At 54.4% G+C, this 19,508-nt stretch carries 13 protein-coding genes and 1 riboswitch; of the genes, 10 read left to right on the top strand and 3 right to left on the bottom strand.

Annotation, left to right across the window (positions count from 1 at the left end; translation table 11 throughout):
* The first annotated feature begins 35 nt into the window (after positions 1-35).
* A riboswitch (cyclic di-AMP (ydaO/yuaA leader) is annotated at positions 36-181 on the top strand.
* A 271-nt stretch (positions 182-452) separates the two neighbouring features.
* A complete protein-coding gene (locus OS242_RS05620) occupies positions 453-821 on the top strand; it encodes a DUF2294 domain-containing protein (protein ID WP_267150674.1) in 369 nt (122 codons plus the stop codon).
* Between the two features lie 213 nt (positions 822-1,034).
* Positions 1,035-2,375 (top strand): TrkH family potassium uptake protein, encoded by a 1,341-nt coding sequence (locus tag OS242_RS05615; protein ID WP_267150673.1) that lies wholly within the window; start codon positions 1,035-1,037, stop codon positions 2,373-2,375.
* 75 nt (positions 2,376-2,450) lie between these two features.
* Here the strand turns inward: OS242_RS05615 and OS242_RS05610 are convergent, their stop codons facing one another.
* Complete coding sequence (locus OS242_RS05610) at positions 2,451-2,879, bottom strand: hypothetical protein (protein WP_267150672.1); 429 nt, start codon at positions 2,877-2,879, stop codon at positions 2,451-2,453.
* 5 nt (positions 2,880-2,884) lie between these two features.
* Positions 2,885-4,504 carry a WXG100 family type VII secretion target gene (locus OS242_RS05605; protein WP_267150671.1) on the bottom strand — a complete coding sequence of 540 codons (1,620 nt, stop codon included), beginning with the start codon at positions 4,502-4,504 and terminating at the stop codon, positions 2,885-2,887.
* A gap of 190 nt (positions 4,505-4,694) precedes the next feature.
* Here OS242_RS05605 and OS242_RS05600 point away from each other — a divergent pair, with 190 nt between their 5' ends.
* The 7 genes from OS242_RS05600 (at position 4,695) to OS242_RS05570 (ending at position 16,734) form a co-directional block, all read left to right on the top strand.
* Positions 4,695-5,801, top strand: coding sequence for a copper amine oxidase N-terminal domain-containing protein (locus OS242_RS05600; protein ID WP_267150670.1), 1,107 nt, complete (start codon positions 4,695-4,697; stop codon positions 5,799-5,801).
* A 341-nt stretch (positions 5,802-6,142) separates the two neighbouring features.
* A complete protein-coding gene (locus OS242_RS05595; protein WP_267150669.1) occupies positions 6,143-9,019 on the top strand; it encodes a DUF5704 domain-containing protein in 2,877 nt (958 codons plus the stop codon).
* A 346-nt stretch (positions 9,020-9,365) separates the two neighbouring features.
* Complete coding sequence (locus OS242_RS05590) at positions 9,366-10,688, top strand: DNA-binding protein (RefSeq protein WP_267150668.1); 1,323 nt, start codon at positions 9,366-9,368, stop codon at positions 10,686-10,688.
* 20 nt (positions 10,689-10,708) lie between these two features.
* A complete protein-coding gene (locus tag OS242_RS05585) occupies positions 10,709-11,035 on the top strand; it encodes a DUF6572 domain-containing protein (protein WP_267150667.1) in 327 nt (108 codons plus the stop codon).
* Positions 11,019-11,492: an SMI1/KNR4 family protein gene (locus OS242_RS05580; RefSeq protein WP_267150981.1), complete on the top strand. Its 474-nt coding sequence runs from the start codon at positions 11,019-11,021 to the stop codon at positions 11,490-11,492. Before OS242_RS05585 ends, OS242_RS05580 begins: the two co-directional genes overlap by 17 nt.
* A 1,432-nt stretch (positions 11,493-12,924) precedes the next feature.
* On the top strand, positions 12,925-14,952 hold the full coding sequence (locus OS242_RS05575; protein ID WP_267150666.1) for an Mbeg1-like protein: 2,028 nt from the start codon (positions 12,925-12,927) through the stop codon (positions 14,950-14,952).
* A gap of 147 nt (positions 14,953-15,099) precedes the next feature.
* Entirely contained in the window at positions 15,100-16,734 is a 1,635-nt protein-coding gene (locus OS242_RS05570) for a M20/M25/M40 family metallo-hydrolase (protein ID WP_267150665.1), read from the top strand.
* A 191-nt stretch (positions 16,735-16,925) separates the two neighbouring features.
* Here the strand turns inward: OS242_RS05570 and OS242_RS05565 are convergent, their stop codons facing one another.
* Complete coding sequence (locus OS242_RS05565; RefSeq protein ID WP_267150664.1) at positions 16,926-17,309, bottom strand: DoxX family protein; 384 nt, start codon at positions 17,307-17,309, stop codon at positions 16,926-16,928.
* Positions 17,310-17,492: 183 nt separating this feature from the next.
* On the opposite strand from OS242_RS05565, the gene OS242_RS05560 reads away from it, so the two are divergent.
* Positions 17,493-19,508 (top strand): acetoacetate--CoA ligase, encoded by a 2,016-nt coding sequence (locus OS242_RS05560; RefSeq protein ID WP_267150663.1) that lies wholly within the window; start codon positions 17,493-17,495, stop codon positions 19,506-19,508.

Genomic DNA, 19,508 nt, shown 5'->3' with positions numbered 1-19,508 from the left:
CCACTCGACCCGCCGGAGTTATATGATAGAGATAACAACTGAATCGGCCTAATCTCGGAAATGATCCGAGAACGGAGGACCCAATCGTTTGGGGTTAATCTCACTGTGGTGAGAGGGATGAGAAGTACTTCCTTGCCGTCCTACCCGTCAGCTAACTTCGTCGGCTAAAGCAAGGAAGGTCAAAGGCCTTCTGGTTGGAACGGTCTTTTTGTGTTGTGTAAACAGAGAAAGGCTTTCGAACCAAGGCTCACAGATCGTCTCAGGGTAGACAAGGTGCAGGGGCAGATTCGACTGTCCAGGCGTTACGTAGACCGATGCAGACTTTGACCTTTTGTTACATGATGTCCGGACCCTCGCAGGATCGGGTATTGTTTGCAGATGCAAGGTTAAAGTTAGGACATCGGTCTTTTTTTATAGGGACCGGTCCGGTAAAAAGGAGAGGTTTTTTCCCTATGGCGCAAAGCTCCAAAAGCAAAATGGAGGCGGACATCAGCGAAGCGTACATCAAGTTTCAGCGTGAGATCTTGGGACGCGGTCCGCAAGAAACAAGAACGTACATCCTGAAAGACATGGTGATCGTCCGGCTCAAAGGCGTGCTCACTCACGAAGAGAAACATCTCGTGAAAACAGACAAGGGCAGGCGTTTGGTCAAGGAGATGCGCCAGATCTTGCGGGAACACTACAGCCAGGAAACAGAAGAGATCATTTCCAAGATCACCGGTTGCTCGGTCATCACGTCGCACAGCGACATCTCGACCAAAACGGGCGAGCGCGTGGAGATCTTCATTTTGGATCGAGACTTGGAAAAAGAATGTCGCTAGCCTGGCTTGCATCACAATTGATTTCCAACCATAGACAGGAAGATGGGGTACAAGGGACATGACTCATCGGAGTCAGGTGCCGGGTATCGCATAAGCCTGCAGGTTCTGGAAGGGTTTCCGTACATTTTGCACGTGCAGAATGTATGGAATCGCTCAAGAATCGGCAGGCTTTTTCTATTGGACACACGGGGATGGAACACAGGAGGGTGAAAGATGAAACAAGTAGGGAAGTGGCAACGGACCTTGACGCCGCCGAGGATTCTCGTGCTGGGGTTTGCCCTGTTGATCCTGACGGGCGCGCTCTTGCTCACTTTGCCGCTCGCCTCTCAGAGCGGGACGTCCTTGTCTGTAACGGATGCGCTGTTTACCGCGACATCGGCCGTCTGTGTAACAGGTCTGGTGGTGGTGGACACGGGGAGTTATTTCACACATTTCGGGCAGGTCGTGATCTTGCTGTTGATTCAGTTGGGGGCACTGGGCTTTATGACGCTCGCGACGTTTATCACCGTCTTCACCGGGATACGGATCGGTCTGAAGGAGCGGCTGATCCTGCAAACCTCGCTCAATGTGTCCAGTCTGGAAGGGTTGATTCGACTCAGCCGCAGCGTCGTGTTGCTCACGCTGAGCATTGAAGCGGTGGTCGCCGTGGTGCTGTCGATCCGGTTCTCCTACGATATGCCGGTGGGGAAGGCGATTTACTTCGGTGTCTTTCATTCGGTCTCGGCGTTTTGCAATGCGGGATTTGATCTGTTTGGGAACAGTCTGATCAATTATAAGGAAGACGTGACCGTCAATCTGGCGGTGATGACCTTGATCATTTTGGGCGGCCTCGGGTTTGTCGTGATGGTGGATCTGATGCGGCTGCGAAAAGGAGAAAGGCTCACGTTGCACAGTAAGATCGTCCTCATCATGACGGGCATCCTGCTCGCAGCGGGGACGCTGGGCTATTATTTGATCGAGATGACAAAGCCGGGCGCGATGCAGGGGCTGTCGGCGAGCAGCACCTGGCTCACCTCCGCATTTGCTTCGGTGTCGGCTCGCACCGCAGGGTTTGGCACCATCGATTACAGCCAACTGTCCGATACGGGGATGTTGTGGACGATCTTTTTGATGTTCATCGGGGCGAGCCCTGGCTCTACGGGCGGCGGGATCAAGACGGTGACAGCCTTTTTGATTTTGTTGTACGTGTGGACGGTGGTGACGAATCGGTCACAGACCACGATCTTCAAACGTGCGGTGGCACCGCTGCTCATCTACAAATCGCTTGTCATCGTCGTTCTGTCCGGCCTGCTCGTCATGATCGGCACGATCCTGCTGACCGTCACGGAAGAGGCTGAACTGGTGCGCTTGTTCTTTGAAGCGACGTCCGCCTTTGCAACGGTCGGGCTGTCGACCAATCTCACATTTGATCTGAGCGATCCGGGGAAGTGCATCATCATCGCGTTGATGTTCATCGGGAAACTGGGCCCGCTGACGATCGCAGTCGCACTGGCGGCCCGACAGCCTCAGAAGGATAGCGTAAAATACCCGGAAGAAAATCTGTATGTGGGGTAGAGGATCAGTCGCATGAATGAAGAACGAAAAGGCTTCCAGAAGATCTGGAAGCCTTTTGTGCGTTGAGAGTTGCAGTCACTGATTGTCGTCCGGTTGCTTTGGAAGTTGGAAGCCCCAGAGCGGTGTGCGTTCTTCCCACATTTTTTCGAGTTCGCTGCGGTGTACTTCTTTTTCGTATTCGAAGCGGTCGACCATTCGAAAGCCCAGTTCTTCCCTTTCGAGACTGGGACCGCTGTGGTAGAGGAGAATCGTATCGCCGTCGATGTTGATCACTTGAAATTTGAGACCGCGGTAGAGGGCTAAGGAGATTACGTCATAAGCTGATTCAATCTCGTTCGGTTCCACTTCTTTTCTGTACCTACCATTCGCGAACTCCTCAAACCCATAGTTGAGATCCGTTCTGTCTCTTGAGAACAATACGATTTTTGTTTCACGAAAACGACGGCCAGCCTTGTACTCTTTGCCTTGATAAATGGCATACGAATCATTGCGTGCTTCCTGCAAGTGCCTCACCTCGTAGTATCTAGTTTACGCCATACGCCATCGCCTTCGTACACAGCGAGTAGCTTTTCATTACCATCATTGTCTCTAATAAAAATCTCGGTGCCTAGTGCTATCTTTCTTCTGGACATATAGAACTCAGGTATCACCAGATCTCCTCCTAAAAACCCCGTGCCCGTGTACGGATTTTGTTTTGCCAACCTTTGCACGTCGTCAAATTCATATGGGACGGAGTAGTTCTCGGTATTATGAGCAGGGAACCTGATGATGGCCACCGGCTCCTCCTTAAAGGAGCCGTCAGGGTTTAGGTATTCATTTGACCACGTCGGGTCGTGGTACTTACTGTCAGGATGATTATAATCGAGACGAAGTTCAGCTTTGATCTCAAGGGGTGTTTTTAGAGTTGAGGTGTCTTGAGCACGGGCAACATAGCCACCGACTTCCTTGTAGATACCATCCAAGTACTTCTCCAGCGTCCGGAGGTCAATCACCTTCGAAATAATGGAGTCAGGAGTGAGTGACACCGAGTCACGAATGCTCCTGACTAAAGCCTGCTCAGCCGGAGATAACCCTCCGGGGTTTTCAAGAGGTCTGTTTTTCATTTCCTTGAACTGATCTTTTGTCACATCGTAGCGTGGCAAGAGTGTTTCGATCTGCCGGTCGAAGGGATCTCCCGCATAACCGCGCACGTTGTGCAGGGAGAACGTACCGTCCCCTCGTGTATGGGCGGCACCGTCGTAAAGGGGGCCATCCAGAATGGCGTTCTCCCCCATAAGATCCGGCAGATGTTCTTTGGTGTGGGGGACATGATCGGCGACCTTGGCGACTTTGGAGGTTTTGTCCAATCCCTTCGTGCCCACTGCGGAGGCGAGTCCGATCCCGAAGGCATAGCCGAACCACTCGGAGGCGCTGCCCGCATCACCGTGCCGGACGTCGCGGTAGAAGGACTCGGAGACTGCGTCGTATGTGGCTTCCAGAGCAGAGATCGGGTGCAGTGCGACTTGGACAAAGTTGCGGAGGGTGGTGACCGGTTCGGTGAAGACTTCGATGACTCCTTTTACTCCGTCTTTCAAGGCCCGGTTTAGCCCCGTGCCGAAGCGGTCGATGGCATCGGGTTTGACAGTCTCAGTGGCTGTTGAGAGAAGCGAGTAGATGTGCAGGAGCCGATCCATGTTGCCCAGATCTTGAAAGGCGGCTGATGCCTGTTGGTCCGCGGCGCGTGCTTCCATCTCGGCCGTGTAGTGAAGGTCGCGTACGCGGCGTCGCATGTCTTGGAGGTGCTCTTCATCCGCCGGTGTTTCGATCCTCATGGACCAGATGGAATGTTCAAGATGTTGGGCCTGCTCCCGGAGTTCGATAACGTGCTCCATTTTCGAGGCGAATGTAAGAAAGACATCTGCGGTGCGATCAAAGACGGAACTCGCTTTTAGCAGGTCTTGTTGGAGTTCGACACATTTGTCATAAAAGGCGTCCGCTCCGGCACCTGACCAGCCGTCATTTGTGTGCATCAGTGCGGCAGGGATCTCGCGTATGCTGTAGGCTCGCCCTCTCAGGGCTTGTGCAGCGGTTGAAAAACGCTGTGCTCCGTAGCGAAGCGCGTATGGATTGGCTTGGATTGAAAAGTTCATTCGATTGAACTCCTCTGCGTTAACATGATTTCGTATTCAGCAAAATAACTTTCCTATTTTATACCATTTCAGCTGATGATGCACCTATAAGGGGTGAAAAAGCAAGTGCAGATTTGTTTTCTTGCGAAAAATCTTGAAAAATGATTTACTCGACTTGTGTTCAATCTATTAGAGATCGGGGAGAAAGAGTATGAAAAAAGGCTTAAGCCTTCTCGTAGCTGCCGGTTTGACGCTGGGAGCGTTTCCTGCGGTGATGGAAGCAGCACCGCCGCTTGTCAATGTGCATCTGAACGGGAAAAAGGTGCAGTTTCCGGACGCGCATCCGTTTGTCGCGGACTCAGGCCGCACGCTGGTGCCGGTGCGATTTGTCTCCGAGAGCCTCGGGGCAAACGTGACGTGGATCGGGGAGACGCAGACCGTCGCGATCCAGCAGGGCGGCAAGGAGATCCGCCTTCGCATCGGCGACAGCAAAGCGACCGTCGACGGCGCGGAGACGACCTTGGACGCACCGGTGCTGCTGAAGAGCAACCGGACCTTCGTGCCGCTGCGCTTCGTCAGCGAGAATTTTAACGCCAAAGTCGAGTGGGACGGGGCGACCCAGACGGTCGTCATCAAAACGGCCGACCAAAAGGACGACCCCTCCGTCAAACTCGACCCCTACGGCCGCAAGATCCGCACCACCAACCTGCCGAGCAACGCGGCCGACTATCCGTACATTTTGGAAGACGTGCCGAATGAGATGTATGAGATGAAGTATCTTTCTGAATTCCCGGAACGAGCCAAAAATACGTCCACTTTGTACCGGACGATTCCAGAGTTTAATAAAGAGAATGTGGATATTTGGATGGAACGTGTCCGGAAACATTTTGCCCTGTATCTGAATGCGGACTACCGTACGATCAACCAAAACTGGGGTGACGAGTTGTACAGTTACCGCATCCAAGCAATATATGAACAACCTCAAATCGAGAAGTATGTAAGTTGGGTCAAAACCAACGAGATCCAAATCGAAGGATATCTCGATCCAGAGCCGTCAATGATCTATAGCTCTGGTTGGGGTTACTTTGTTCGATCCAAGTATAAGATTCGTGTGCTGAATTACAAACAAAACAGCAATTTGCTGTACGACGAATTCTATGACATCGTTGCACCAAAGTTTGAGAAAGGTGTCTGGTACGAAGGGTATACCGATATTGAGATCGGGACAAATGTAGGAGGACCTTACTGGGGGGATACGCTGGCGGTTATCAACAATGTCAGTATGTTTGATAACTATTGGAATCGTCGAGTGGAGTAGAAAACATGCACCGCCTTCGGAAAGTCTTACACATTTTATTGATTGTGGTTTTGATGATACCAATTGTCGCAGATCGGGTGGGTGCACGTGTTGATGTGAAAATCATCGAAGGGATGTTGAGTTTCACCACGGTTGACCAAGCCGCATCGGCACCAACTATTTACGTGACCACCGGTTGGATCATTCATCGCAATCCACGTTGCGGTAGTGATTGCAACCCAACGAACGGTGCTCATGGTGAAGTGGCCAATCGTCAGATAAAACAAGTACCGAATCCCCCGGTTCCAGGACAACTCGTGACTACCTATTTTGAAATTCCTGAACAGCAGGTGACGGATGCCATGTTAGCGGCTGGTCTCGGGGATATTAAGGATGGGGATACGATCTATCTGAGTTCTGTGTTTCAGGTAGGAAGTCGTAGTTCGAATGGAACTGTTACGTTACAACCGACCAAGTACTATAGCTTAGAGGGGATCAAAAATGCGGAGAACTGGGCGGATACAAGTTATTTCCGTCAATACTATGACATTCCAGTCCCATACGGCAGCGCGAATTTCCCTGTCGATGTGATCTATAAAGTCGACGGTGTCCCGGTGAAGCAATACCCCAAGGGGAAATACAAAGCCGGCACAGCTGTCAGCCATAACCTGGACAAGATCATCACTCACAACGGCAAGCAGTACGAGATCAACCGCTCCTATATCACCACCAAAAAGCCCCCCGGCCCGCCGACCTTTGTCCAAAACACCGGTGACGCCAACCTGACCAATCGCAACATCACGGTCTCCCTCGGCGGCAATGACATCGTCGCCGAGTACGGGGTCAAGCCGCCGCCGACGCCGGATGTGCCGGAGAACAAGTCCGGCTCGGATCTTGCCCCGGAGGCGTCGGCGAAGGTGCGGGCAGATGATCGGGGGAACGAGATGTTCGATGTGGCGACAGGCATCCCGACGTCTGAGGACCTCTACGCCAATGCGTGGACGAAGGACTATCTCTACTCCTACGCCTTCACCGAAAAGACGGGGGTCAAAGAGTACGAAATCACCTTCAAGAAAACCTACAATCTCTCTCACACCGTCACCGTCACCAACCCCGACGGCTCGACCTCTTCAGACACGGTGGATGACGGATCACGCCAAGTCTCTCAGACCTACAAGATCCCGCGCACCTACAGCTACTGGATCATCTCCCAACTCCAAGTCTACAAGATCCAAAAAGCCAATATTCGCAACTACGCCCTGCCAAACGGCTCGGTCGACCTCACGCCAAACGGGTACTCTCTGCCTGATGTCGATGCCTATCACACCGACGATGAAACGTACCACATCATTCCGCCGGAGTATGAGAAGGTCGTCGATCTGGGCTCTCAAGACGTATCCGGCGATGGTTCCCCGCCTCCCGTCCCGGTGGAGGACTGGACGTCGGAAGCGGAGAGTCGGATCGGCAAACCTAAAGTCCGCAACGACAAGCTGATCTCGAGTCACAACGGTCACGGCACCGTCATGAGCGACGCGCCGACCGAGGAAAAAGGCCCCACCCCCGGCTCGATGAAAAAAGGGACCAAGATCGGCGATGACGTGCTCTACCGGAAAGACCTGACCATCGAGCCGACCAAGCTGAACAAACCAAACGAACCGAGTACCGGGACGATCTACTACGATCTCCTCGAATCGATCGGCACCGGTGCACCCGTCTCCTACCCCATCCCCGGTATCAACACCGTCACCGTGCACACCCCGGTCGTCAACTACTCCTACACGTCCGACGACCAAGCGCACAACCAAAAGACGGACGCGACAGAAGGGCGGATGGCGTTTATCCTCGACCGTCCGTTCACGGTGACGATGCCGACAGTCGGGCAGCACAAAAACCTCCTCGGCTACGGGTACCGGGATTACAAGAAATACACCAAAAGCAAGCAGGTCTATTTCCCCTTCGACGTGTGGATCGGCGGCGGCAAAGACAAATTTGTCCCCGCAGGTCGCTGGATCGAAGTGCCGATGAGCCAAGACACGTTGGACTTTTTCCTGCCCGTCTGGGTGGATGAAGGATTCTACGACGTCGGGTTTCGCGAGATCGCGATCAACTCGCCCACCGAGGGCTTCGGTCATCAGCCGACGTACAACGAAAATCTCAACAATTACGTCGCCACTCACCTCGTCCCGGTGGAAGTCATCGGCCGCCTCTACGATTTTCGGATCACCGATGTCGCCGACTACAACTGGCAGTCGGTGTTTCGCCGCTCGGACGGCGTGACCCCGAGCGGGGTGGCGTACTGGGTCAAGGACCGGGACATCGACGGTGCACAGCGGGGCAACGTCGACCCGTACATGCTGCCGATCCTGAACGGCTCTCACCCCGATCCAGGCTACCCGAACGTGGCAGTCAAGACGGGGTATCATTTCAAGTTTGACGTGAAGACCAAAGGCAACATGTTCGGCAAAAAAGACGGCGTGCGGATCACGCCGACGTTCAAATTTGTCGGCAAGCAGGGCGGCCGACCGTTCCCCGTCGATCTGTACTACCATTCGGACAGCCGGAAGTTTGTCAAGATCGGCTCGGAAGCGGATCAAGAGAAGCGCTACGTCATCCTCGACGAACCGCTGCGCAACGTGCCGGATGACGAGATCTACGACACGACGCATTTCAAATTTAACCGGTACGGCCCGGAGGAAGTGAAGGGGCGGTCGTATGACCAGTACATGACCGACGCCTTTCGCTACGCTACGAAGCCTTCGTGGATCGGCTTTTACGACCTGATGATCCTGACCTCGCCGGTGCGCACGTTCATCGGGCCGAAGGAGCCGGGACTGCGCTCCGTCCCGCCCGGTGTCGATGTCCTGCGGGCTAACGCGTCGGTGCAAAAATGGTACGGGCAGTATACCTTGCCGGCCAACGTCTACGCGGTCCGGCAGGGTGTCGATCTCCCGGCATATGCCCGGCAAAAAGGCGGAGTGGACGACAAAGACCCGATCTTCCAGCGCAACGGTTATATCGTCGTCAACTTCAACCTCGAGACGATCCGCAACGAGGATGTGGAGCACCCGCATCTGCAATACATCTACGCCGAACAGATGAACCAATGGCGGCTGGAAGGGTTCCAGAACTGGACGGAGGACGGCTACGGGAACGACTTCGAACTGGCGGACGGCGACGTCCTGTTCTACCACGGCGACAAATCGTCGCGGGATGATTTTGGTTCGGATCAGACGCATTGATGAAGAGCAGAGAGGCTTCCAGGAGATCTGGAAGCCTTTTGTGGGGTGTGCGGTGCTGTCATTGATTGTGGTCCGGTATGGATGATGATTAGATCTTTAACATTCATTTTTCCACTAACAGGCGGCGTGTAATAGAGGTTAGAGTGGAATTACCATTTTAGATGATGCAAGGCAGGTGTGTTCGTTGAGAAGAAGGGCAGATACCACACTCATACGGGCTGGGGCACAACGTTTTGCCGCAGCCGGACAGGAACTGCAAGGGAATGCTCGACAGATGGATCAGGCTGTGTCGACGTTACTGACAGGGACGGAAGGCTGGCGCGGGGAGGGTGCGGAGTCATATCAAATGGTGGTCGGGCAGATACGTGAAGATGTGATGCTGGCCGGACAAGCCTTTCAGCGCACTGCCACCGTTCTGAGCAGTTTGGCGATGCAATTGGATCACGTTAATGATCTGTTGGATCAAGCGGATACGATGCGCTCTCGGATCCGTTCGCTTGAAATGGATCTCTGGGGCGCGGATGATCAACGGAGGGCATCGATAAACGAGCAGATCTCGCGGCTCTCCTATCAGCGGCATTCCTTAGAGCAACAAGCCAACACGACAGCCGGTCGCTACTTCGATGACATTGGCAGCATGGTGAACCGTATGCATTTTGGACACGGCAAAGCGGGCTCCGATCCTTCAGCATGGGAAAAGGCGGGAGGATTCCTCGAGTCACTGTGGGAGTCTGCCAAGGACACGGCCGAGGAGATCGTCGACGGCGTGAGTGATGTGATCGAGGAAGCGGTAGAAGGACTGCAGGACGCCGTCGCAGAGGCAGTTGGTGAACTGGACGAACTGATGGATGAGGGAATCGAAGACCTCTTCGCCATGATGCCGGAAGAGTACCGGGAGTATGCGGATATTGCGGTCGGAAACTTCGGCGATTTCGCGGAAGGGGCTGTTTTTGCGTTTGCAAATAGTATGACATTCGGGAAATTCGAGGGGTACTTGCTTGATCAGGAAGGGAGAAGCAGTGCCTATTATTTAGGACGAATAGCCGGGGATGCCGCAGCAGGAGCGATCGGAACTACTTTGGCAGACTTTGGAATGGGAGCAGTCACTGGCGGATTGAGTGAAGCCGCAATTGCAGTTTCAGGAGTAGTTACCATCGTAGCGGCAACGCCTGGATTGGCTGTAGCGGCAGTTGGTGCAGTATCGGCGGCTTATGGGACGGCGTCCGCTGCTCAGGCTACTCAAAACGGTGTAAAAGATTGGAAATTGTTCAAAAGTAGCCTAGACTCTGGAAAAGGAAGCACATCCAGTATTTCAGATAAAGCAAAGCAGATGAGAGAGAACAAAGCAAACGGTGAGAAATTTGAAAAGGAAGTAAGCAATCAGCTTTCACAGACTCACGATGACGTGGCCGAGCAGATTACAATTCGAACAGAAAGCGGAACGAAAACACGTGTCGACTTCTTAGGGAGAAATAAGGAGACGGGCCAAACGGAGATTACGGAAGCCAAATCTTCTTCTACTGCGCCACTTACAAAAAATCAAAGAACAGCTTTTCCTGAGATCGCAGAGAGTGGTGGAACGGTCGTAGGAAATGGGAAGCCTCCTTATGTGGGAGGAACGAAGATACCTCCAGGGGAAGTAAAGGTGGTACGACCAAAAGAAGAATAAGCAGCAGGAGGGGTTCATAGATGGCATTAGATAAATTGAATGTCGTTGATTCGATCGGTATCGACAAAACGGGCGGGCAAGTCACGCTTGCGATCATTGATGAACAGGATTGGGAAGAGGAAGAAGGGCATCTGCTTTTGTTGCAGGAAAAGATCAATTTCTATCTGAGCTTTCTTGAAAGCGGTGAAGTGTACAGTTCGTATCCGAAAGCAGAAGGCAGGGAGTTTGAGATAAAGGTCTTTGCCCGGTATGTGCCGACTCCATTGGGATATCAGTTTTTGGAACACGTCGCGGGAGTGATCGAAGAGGCGGGGTTTGCGTTTGTTCATCATGTGGTTGAGACATGATGCCGAATGTGGAATGGAAGTTTGGTCATGGATTGAGAGACAGGTCATCGCTCAGGTGGAGCAGCTGTATGGCGTGAAATTTCCGCGTGAGTATGTGGAAGTTGCGGTGGAGCATCACGGTGCGGCCGTGCTGCCGAATACGTTTGACGTGGAGAAATACGGTGAGGCCGTTTTTAATCGATTTTTGAGCTATGATGCGTCAAAGCCTACTTATATAGTGGGAGTGTATGAAGGGATCGAGGAACGATTGGTGGAGGGCGTATATCCGTTTGCCAGCGATGCGTTTGGGAACTTCATTTGTTTCGACTACCGCCAACAAGAAGATCTGACACAACCGGCGATTGTATTTTGGGAGCATGAGGCGGCTTCGGAAGATCCCGAGCGTGCGATCTATCCGGTTGCGAGATCGATTGCTGATTTGATCGATTGTCTGTATGAGATTGAGGATGAGAGATAGATGACTCTGAAACTGTCGCACAATTCTTGGGTTTCGAATTCTCCCACGCGACCTCCAATTCCCCGAACTCGCTCGTGATCCGCTTAGACAGCAAAAGACCTCCCGCTGGGGGGCTTTCCATCCGCGTTTTCCAGAAATGCCACGTTGTTAGTACATCATACTGGCAGGGTCATCGAAACGCCAGTAGCGGACTCCTTGATATTCGATCTCCTTTTCACTTCGAAATCCATAGCCTGTCTTTCCAGATCTGCTGTACGGCTACCGATTGACGCAACATCTTCTGCTCCTCTACAACTACACATTCTGCGAGGGACATGGCGAGCGATACGGCCAAATGGGTGAGGGCTGTTGCTTCATCCTGTGTATCTTCTGCAATCTGGAGCTTCTCCAATTTTAGTACACTGCCAAGGGGCCACATGAATCCGTCCCGGTATGCAAGAAAGTCGATAAACGAACTCTGGTTATCATCGAAGAGGTCGGTCAGTTCCATTTCGACTTTTTTTGCATGGCCGTGGGTCAGTGTAACCCTAAACTTGCTGGGAGAGTACCTTCCAACTTTTGAGTCCTCTAGTACTTGCAGTTCGAGGGTGAGCAGCGAGATATTGTAATCGAAATGTGTGAGGAAAACCTCATGTAAATCGTCGATCCTACTTTGCAACGATCGAGGAATGTAGACTGTCCATTCCGAGTCTTTGTGTGGTGTCGTGCGCGAATTCTCCTTTTTTTGCTTGACTCCTTCTGAAAGAAGATTAAACCGGATCGGTGTATTGTGAAAATCTATATGTATTTATTATAACCCATTTCGAATTGTATCTCTTATTTTATTTATAGCACGCATCGTATGTTCTCATAAATGAGGTGCGCAATCAGGTGACGTGCGCGGTCACCTATGCGGAGTCGGGACGGGAGAGTGAGGCGGAGTCGCTACTGAAAGACACGATCCTGCAGCTTGCGAACCTTGGCAGGGAGGAGGAGCAAGGGATCGCACTCGTCGAGTACGCCAAACTGATGACGCAACTCGAACGGTGGCAAGAAGCGGAGGAGGCGTGCCTGAGTGCTCAAAACCTCTTGCCGGATGGTCTCTTTACTTTTTGTGGAATGATTGATAGGCGTAGGCGTTCTACATGAAGTAAAACTACTTTCCCGGTGACGACTTTGGATAAAACGATGCAGACGCATTGGCGAAATTGCATCGTTCCAAAGGATCTCTTGAAGAGCCTGGGCTTCCAGGCTCTTTTTATTACCTTCTTTTGCATAAAAAAGACTGCTAAAGCCCGCCTTGCACCTAACCGTGTGAGCGGGCTTTTTTCATTGTCTTTTACAGGGTGAGTGAAATGATTGTTGTAAAATAACAAATTACCTATTGAAATCCATAACTGGAAGATATAGTATATTCGTAAAGCAGCAATCTACCAGAGAAGGGGCAATCTACATGTCTAGTAAAAAGGTACGAACTTTGGGCTCTCTCGCGCTCAGTTTGACGCTGGTCACGGGATCGCTGACCGGTCTCGCCTCTCCTGCCCAGGCGGCTGGAGAGACGTTTACCGAAACGATCTCCATCGAGTCGGCCACTCCGGCCGGGGAGAAGACGATCTTCATCCCGGACATCGATCAGGTGACGTCGATCAGTGTCGACAACGGCACGGTGTCCTATGTTCAGGACATGGACTCGGTCACGGTGAAGGCGGATCAAGGCCAACTGATCACCGGTGCGACGGAGTCGAAAACGGCGACTCGTTCGCAGGTGAGCAACACGACGTCCTTCCCGGCGAGCATGAGCTACGGGCCGGATGCGGAGGGGTATGCGGGCACGTTGTATCCGTCCGGCTCGTATGTGCCGAACACGTACACGATCCCGGGCCAGATCAAGACGGCGTATAAAACGCTGGAAGGAACGACCACTACCTTCCCCTATTCGTACTCGTACTCGGATGCGGACGGGTATACGGGCACGCTGTACAAGTCCGGCAGTGTGACCAGCACCAACTCGACGCTCTCGATCACGGCGACGGGGAGCCGGACGAGCTCGACGAACAGTTTCCCGGATACGATCCCGTATTTGGACGCGAACGGCTACTCGGGCACGTTGTCGAAGAGCGGCACGGCGACGTCCAGCACGACGACGGTGCCGGGGGCGAGCAAGTCGGCGACGTCGACGCGCTCTTCTACGGGCAAGAGCACCGATTCTTGCAGTGCCGCGCATACGGCTGCGTACAACCTGGCTCCGGCCTCGGTGTCGTACAGCGACGGCAGCGGCTACACGGGCACGCTCTACAAATCGAGCTACGCGGCGGGGTCCTGCTCGTACTCCGGTCTCTATGCGTATGCGAACGGCACTGTGACGTACTCCGGCACGGTCTACCAGCCGGGCACGACTTCCACGGTCTGGAGACAGTCGTACAGCGGGACGGCGTACAAGACGGTCACGAAGTATTTCCAGCAGTACGCAGGTGAAGTGAAACAACCGTCGCAAACGTACACCGACTACACGCAAGCGTACAGCGGCACGGTGACGAGAAAGCTGCCGGATCTGTACCGGTATAACGTCACTCTGACCTATAACACGCTGGTACTCGATCCGTTGTCTGAGTACGAGGTGGCACCGGAAATGGAAGAGGTCGCGCCTGACGCGTCCAAGACCTACAACTCGACGAACCTTGAGTTGGTCAAGTTCTCCCACTACTCGTATTTCAATCTCAGAAACTACATTCAAAAGAAAGTCTACCAGTCGTTTGATGGCACTCCGGGCGACAACTACTATGCGGAGTTGCGTGATGTCTACAACAACACGGACTATAAAGCGGAAGTGTTGTTCAATGACTATGGCTTCGATGGAGCGTATGCTCCGATCGATCAATGGCGCATCGCCGGTTATTTGAACAGTTCCTCCGGTTTCTCCGCTTCTGCTTTCAAAAATCCGAGAACGAAGGAGATCGTCGTTGCGTTCCGCGGCACCGAAATCACCGACTTTGAGGATCTGAAGTCCGACCTTGAATTGATCACGAACCGATATGTGGACCAAAGCGCGGATGCGAAGAAGTTTCTGCGTGCGATTAAGAAGACCTATCCGAACTACAAACTCACCTTGACCGGTCACTCGCTCGGCGGTTGGATGGCGAGCTATATGACGGTGATGGTGAAAGACCGCAATCTGCTTGGTTCCAATTCCGGTTATCTCAAGACGGTGACGTTTAATGCACCGGGTTTCTATGAGCCGGGTTACTTCACGCCGACCGAATGGGATCACATCCGGAACTACCCGGTTGAGAAGTACATCATCCAAGGGGACCCGGTCAGCGATGGCGTCTTGAAAAACTGGTGGGAGGAATTTGGCACGGGCCGTCTCTTCCTGATCTATGACGAATCCAAGCAAGGGTACACGGGTGAGCACAGCATTTTGAGCTTCTATTCGTACCGATATGATATGAAAGGCGACTCGCTGGATCTGTATATCCCCTAGTCGGAACTGCACATGAACAAGGAAGCCCCCGACCTCGTGAGGTTCTCGCGCGATGTCGGGGGCTTTTCTTGCTTGCGGGGAGGGGGTGTTCTATCATGGAGGTAACAATCTGATCTTCATTTGAGAAATCAAGAGGGGTGCATAGACATGACGGGAAAATGGACGACGAGCGAGGGTCTGCGCCGGCTGCTTGGCGAGTTGGTGGGCGTGCCGAGCGTGACGGGGTCTGCGGCTGAGGTAGAGTTGGCGGGGAAGATCGCGGGGCAACTGCGGGAGTTGCCGTATTTTCAGGCGCACCCGGAGCAGGTGGCGTTGCATCCGACGGGGGATGGGCGGTATTTTGTGACGGCGTTGGTGAAGCAGAGCCCGGCGGCGCGCAAGACGGTGGTGTTGGTGAGCCATTTTGATGTGGTGGATGTGCAGGACTACGGGGATTACAGAGATGATGCGTTTTCTATGGAAGCGATCACGGAGACGTTTTACGCGCACAAGGAGCGGCTGCCGGAACCGGTGCAGCTCGACATGGCGCAAAGGGAGTGGGTGTTTGGGCGCGGGTCGATGGATATGAAATGCGGGCTGGCGATGCACATGGCGCTCATCGAGCGGGCCGGTCTGGGGGAGTTTGACGGGAATGTGCTGCTGCTGACGGTGCCGGATGAGGAAGTGAATTCGGTCGGGATGCGGGCGGCTGTGCCGAAGTTGGTGGAGTGGGCGGATACATACGGGCTGGAGTATCAGGCGGTGTTGAATTCGGAGCCGATGTTTAATACGGAGCCGGGGGATGACCGGAACTTTATCTATACGGGGTCGATCGGCAAGGTGTTGCCAGGCTTTTTCTGCGTGGGCAAGGAGACGCATGTAGGGGAGCCGTTGTCGGGGTTGAATGCGAATCTGATGACGTCGACGGTGACGTGTGAGATGGAGCTGGCGACGGAGTTTTATCAGCGGTACGGGGAGGAAGTGACGCCGCCTCCGACGACATTGGTGCAGAAGGATCTGAAGACGGAGTACAACGTGCAGGTGTCGCATCGCGGGGTGGCTCTGTACAATCTGTTTGTACTGAATCAGCCGCTGGATGAACTGATGCAGGCATTGCGGCAGACGGCGGAACGGGCCGCGCAAAAGATCGCTGACACGCATGCGGCGCGTTCGCGGGCGTATGCGGAGGTGTCGGGGGCGGAGGCGCATGCGTTTACGGTGCGGGTGCTGACGTTTGCGGAACTGGTGGAGGAAGCGGTGCGGCTGCACGGGCAGGAGAAGGTGGATGCGGTGCAGGCGGGTGTGTTGGGGAAAGGAACGGCGCGTGATGACCGGGACGTGACGATTGAACTCGTCGATGCCGTGACGGCGATGTGCCGGGAGCTCGGGCCGATGATTGTGGTGTTCTTTGCCCCGCCGTTCTATCCGGCGGTGAATGCGAGCGAACATCCGCGCATCCAGCGGGTGTTGCCGCAAGTGCTGGAGTACGCGAAACGGGAGCATGATGTGGCGTTTGAGACGGTGCATTATTTTGCCGGCATCTCCGATCTGAGCTATGTCGGGCTGCAATACCCGATGGAGTCGCTGACCGATCTCGTCGCCAATATGCCGCTGTGGGAACGCGGGTACTCGCTGCCGTTGAAGGAGTTGCAGGCACTGGACGTACCGGTGCTGAACCTCGGACCGGTCGGGCGTGATGCGCACAAATGGACGGAGCGGCTGCAGACGGAGTTTGCGTTTGAGAAGTTGCCGGCGATGCTGCGGAAGGCGGTGAGGTTGTTGCTGGAGGATGGAGATCTCTAGGACGGAGGCGATCCGGTCATGAACAAGGAGATTCGTCAGGCGAGGACATGCTATGGTCATCTGGCGGGCGTGTTCGGTGTGGCTGTGACGGAGGTTGGGGAGGAGCAGTTGGCTTTGTGTTTGTGAAACGGGAACGAGGAAAAAGGCCGTGTCCGAGTGAGGATACGGCCTTTTTCGTATGTCCTGTGAAATTAGAGCAATACGTAAGCGCCCGGGCCGATCAGTGCGACGCCGACTGCGAGGGCGATCAGGACCAGGTTGTATTCCATACCGTTTTGCGTGGCCCAGAGTCCGTTTTTGCCGTGGACGGTGAAGATGGCAACGAGCATGGTGATGACGATCAGTGCGGCCCCGACCGGGGTGAAGACGCCGGCTGCAAAGAGCGCGCCGCCGACCAGTTCGGAGAGGCCGGCGATGAACGCCATCAGGACGCCCGGTTTGACGCCGATGGATTCCAGCCAGCCGCCGGTGCCTTGGAGGCCGTAGCCGCCAAACCAGCCAAACAGTTTTTGGGCACCGTGGCCCATGAAGAGCAGACCGACGACAAGACGGATGATGAGCAGACCAAGATTCATATGAAACACTACCTTTCTGTTGTTTGATTATTTTTTGTTTGTGACTTACTTTATGTGAGTATATTATGCGAAGTTCCTTGTCCGTGTCAAGGGTGTATGAAAAAAATACATGAGAGCCTTGAAGTGTGATATGATTTTTACAAAATCAATCAACCGAACATTCGGTTTGGCGGAGGTGCTCGCATGACGAAGGGGATCGCGGATGGCAGCTTGCTGTGGCAACCCACGGCGGAGTGGATGGAGGAGCAGAATCTGACGAAGTATCAACGCTGGGTGGAGGAGAGACTCGGCCTGACGTTTGCGGATCATCAGGAACTGTGGCGATGGTCGGTGGACCAGCAGGAAGATTTCTGGGGCAGCGTGTGGGAGTACTGCGGGGTAAAAGCGTCCAAGCCGTATCAGCAGGTGCTGGCGAAGAGCGAGATGCCGGGGGCGAAGTGGTTTATCGGGGCGGAGCTGAACTACGCGGAGCATGTGTTTTTGAATCGGCCGGATGACAAGGCGGCGTTGTATGTCCGTTCGGAGCGGTCGGCGAAGCAAGAAGTGAGCTGGAAGGAACTGCGGGAGAAGACGGCCGCCGTGGCTCATGCGCTGAAGGAGATGGGGGTGCGACCGGGCGACCGGGTGGTGGCGTACTTGCCGAACATCCCGGAGGCGGTGGTCGCCTTTCTGGCCTGTGCCAGCATCGGGGCGATCTGGTCGATCTGCTCGCCCGACTTTGGGACGGCGAGCGTGGTGGACCGGTTTCAGCAGATCGAGCCGACGGTGCTGATCGCGGTGGACGGCTGCCAGTTTAACGGAAAGGTGCATGACAAGCGGTCGGTAATCGAGGAATTGAAGAAGCAACTGCCGACGTTGAAGAAGACGGTGGTGATTCCGTTTATCGAAGAAGCGCTGCAAGCGTCCGGGGATGTGCGTTTGGCGGAAGGGCAAGGCTCGACGGCATCTGATGATGTGCTTTGGGCGGATGCGGTCGCCGGAACGCATGAGCTGACGTTTGAACAGGTGGCGTTCGATCATCCGCTGTGGATTTTGTATTCGTCGGGGACGACGGGGCTGCCGAAACCGATTGTGCACGGGCATGGCGGGATCTTGATCGAGCATTTGGAGACGCTTTTGATCGAGCAGACGACGACGGAGGACGACGTCTTTTTCTGGTACACGACGACCGGCTGGATGATGTGGAATCTGCTGATGAGCGGTCTGCTCGCCGGGTCGGCGATCGTGCTGTATGACGGCTCGCCGTCGTATCCGTCGATGGCGGTGCTGTGGGACGTGATCGAGGATCTCGGCGTGACGTTTTTCGGCACGAGCGCCGGGTATCTCAACGCGTGTGCGAAGTTTGGAGTGAAGCCGAATCAGATCGCCGATCTGTCGCGCCTCAAGTCGATCGGCTCGACGGCGGCTCCGCTGACGGCGGAAGGATTTGCCTGGGTGTATGAGCATGTGAACCGCAATGTGTGGCTCGGGTCGCTCAGCGGCGGGACGGATGTGTGTGCGGCGTTTGTCGGCGGTTCGCCGACGCTGGCTGTGCGGGCCGGGCTGTTGCAAAGCCGGGCATTGGGCGCGCGGGTCGAGGCGTTCGATGAAGAGGGCCGGTCCGTGGTGGGCGAAGTGGGGGAATTGGTCGTGACCGCTCCGATGCCTTCGATGCCGCTGTATTTCTGGAATGACGAGGGGAATCTGCGGTATCAGGAGAGCTATTTTGATATGTATCCGGGCGTATGGCGGCACGGGGACTGGATTCAGATCCACGAGGACGGCTCGTGCGTGATCTTCGGGCGTTCCGACTCGACGATCAACCGCGCCGGCGTGCGGATGGGCACCAGCGACCTGTATCGGATCGCGGAGGCGCGGGAGGAGATCCTGGAGAGCCTCGTGATCGATTTGGAGTATATCGGGCGCGATTCGTTTTTGCCGATGTTTGTGGTGATGCAGCCGGGGCATGTGCTGGACGATGAGCTGAAAGAGGCGATCCAAAACGACATTCGGACAAAGCTCTCTCCCCGATTTGTGCCGGATGAGGTGTATGAGGTGAAGCAGATCCCGAAGACGCTGAACGGGAAAAAGTTGGAGGTGCCGGTGCGGAAGATCCTGCTCGGGATGCCGCTGGAGAAGTCGGTCAACCCGGACTCGATGGCCAATCCTGAGTCACTGGCGTTTTTTGTGGAGTTGGCGGAGCGGTTGAATCGAGACTAG

Source organism: Tumebacillus lacus (assembly GCF_026410385.1).
In the GTDB taxonomy this organism is placed as follows: Bacteria; Bacillota; Bacilli; order Tumebacillales; family Tumebacillaceae; genus Tumebacillus; species Tumebacillus lacus.
Note: the sequence above shows the minus strand (reverse complement) of the source record. Positions and strands in the feature narration are given on the sequence as shown.

Bases quoted from the DNA above. Each gene is read 5' to 3' on its own strand.
- OS242_RS05620 (WP_267150674.1), top strand. From the start codon at position 453: ATGGCGCAAAGCTCCAAAAGCAAAATGGAGGCGGACATCAGCGAAGCG.
- OS242_RS05615 (WP_267150673.1), top strand. From the start codon at position 1,035: ATGAAACAAGTAGGGAAGTGGCAACGGACCTTGACGCCGCCGAGGATT.
- OS242_RS05605 (WP_267150671.1), bottom strand. From the start codon at position 4,504: ATGAACTTTTCAATCCAAGCCAATCCATACGCGCTTCGCTACGGAGCA.
- OS242_RS05600 (WP_267150670.1), top strand. From the start codon at position 4,695: ATGAAAAAAGGCTTAAGCCTTCTCGTAGCTGCCGGTTTGACGCTGGGA.
- OS242_RS05595 (WP_267150669.1), top strand. From the start codon at position 6,143: ATGTTAGCGGCTGGTCTCGGGGATATTAAGGATGGGGATACGATCTAT.
- OS242_RS05590 (WP_267150668.1), top strand. From the start codon at position 9,366: ATGGTGGTCGGGCAGATACGTGAAGATGTGATGCTGGCCGGACAAGCC.
- OS242_RS05585 (WP_267150667.1), top strand. From the start codon at position 10,709: ATGGCATTAGATAAATTGAATGTCGTTGATTCGATCGGTATCGACAAA.
- OS242_RS05580 (WP_267150981.1), top strand. From the start codon at position 11,019: ATGTGGTTGAGACATGATGCCGAATGTGGAATGGAAGTTTGGTCATGG.
- OS242_RS05575 (WP_267150666.1), top strand. From the start codon at position 12,925: ATGTCTAGTAAAAAGGTACGAACTTTGGGCTCTCTCGCGCTCAGTTTG.
- OS242_RS05570 (WP_267150665.1), top strand. From the start codon at position 15,100: ATGACGGGAAAATGGACGACGAGCGAGGGTCTGCGCCGGCTGCTTGGC.
- OS242_RS05565 (WP_267150664.1), bottom strand. From the start codon at position 17,309: ATGAATCTTGGTCTGCTCATCATCCGTCTTGTCGTCGGTCTGCTCTTC.
- OS242_RS05560 (WP_267150663.1), top strand. From the start codon at position 17,493: ATGACGAAGGGGATCGCGGATGGCAGCTTGCTGTGGCAACCCACGGCG.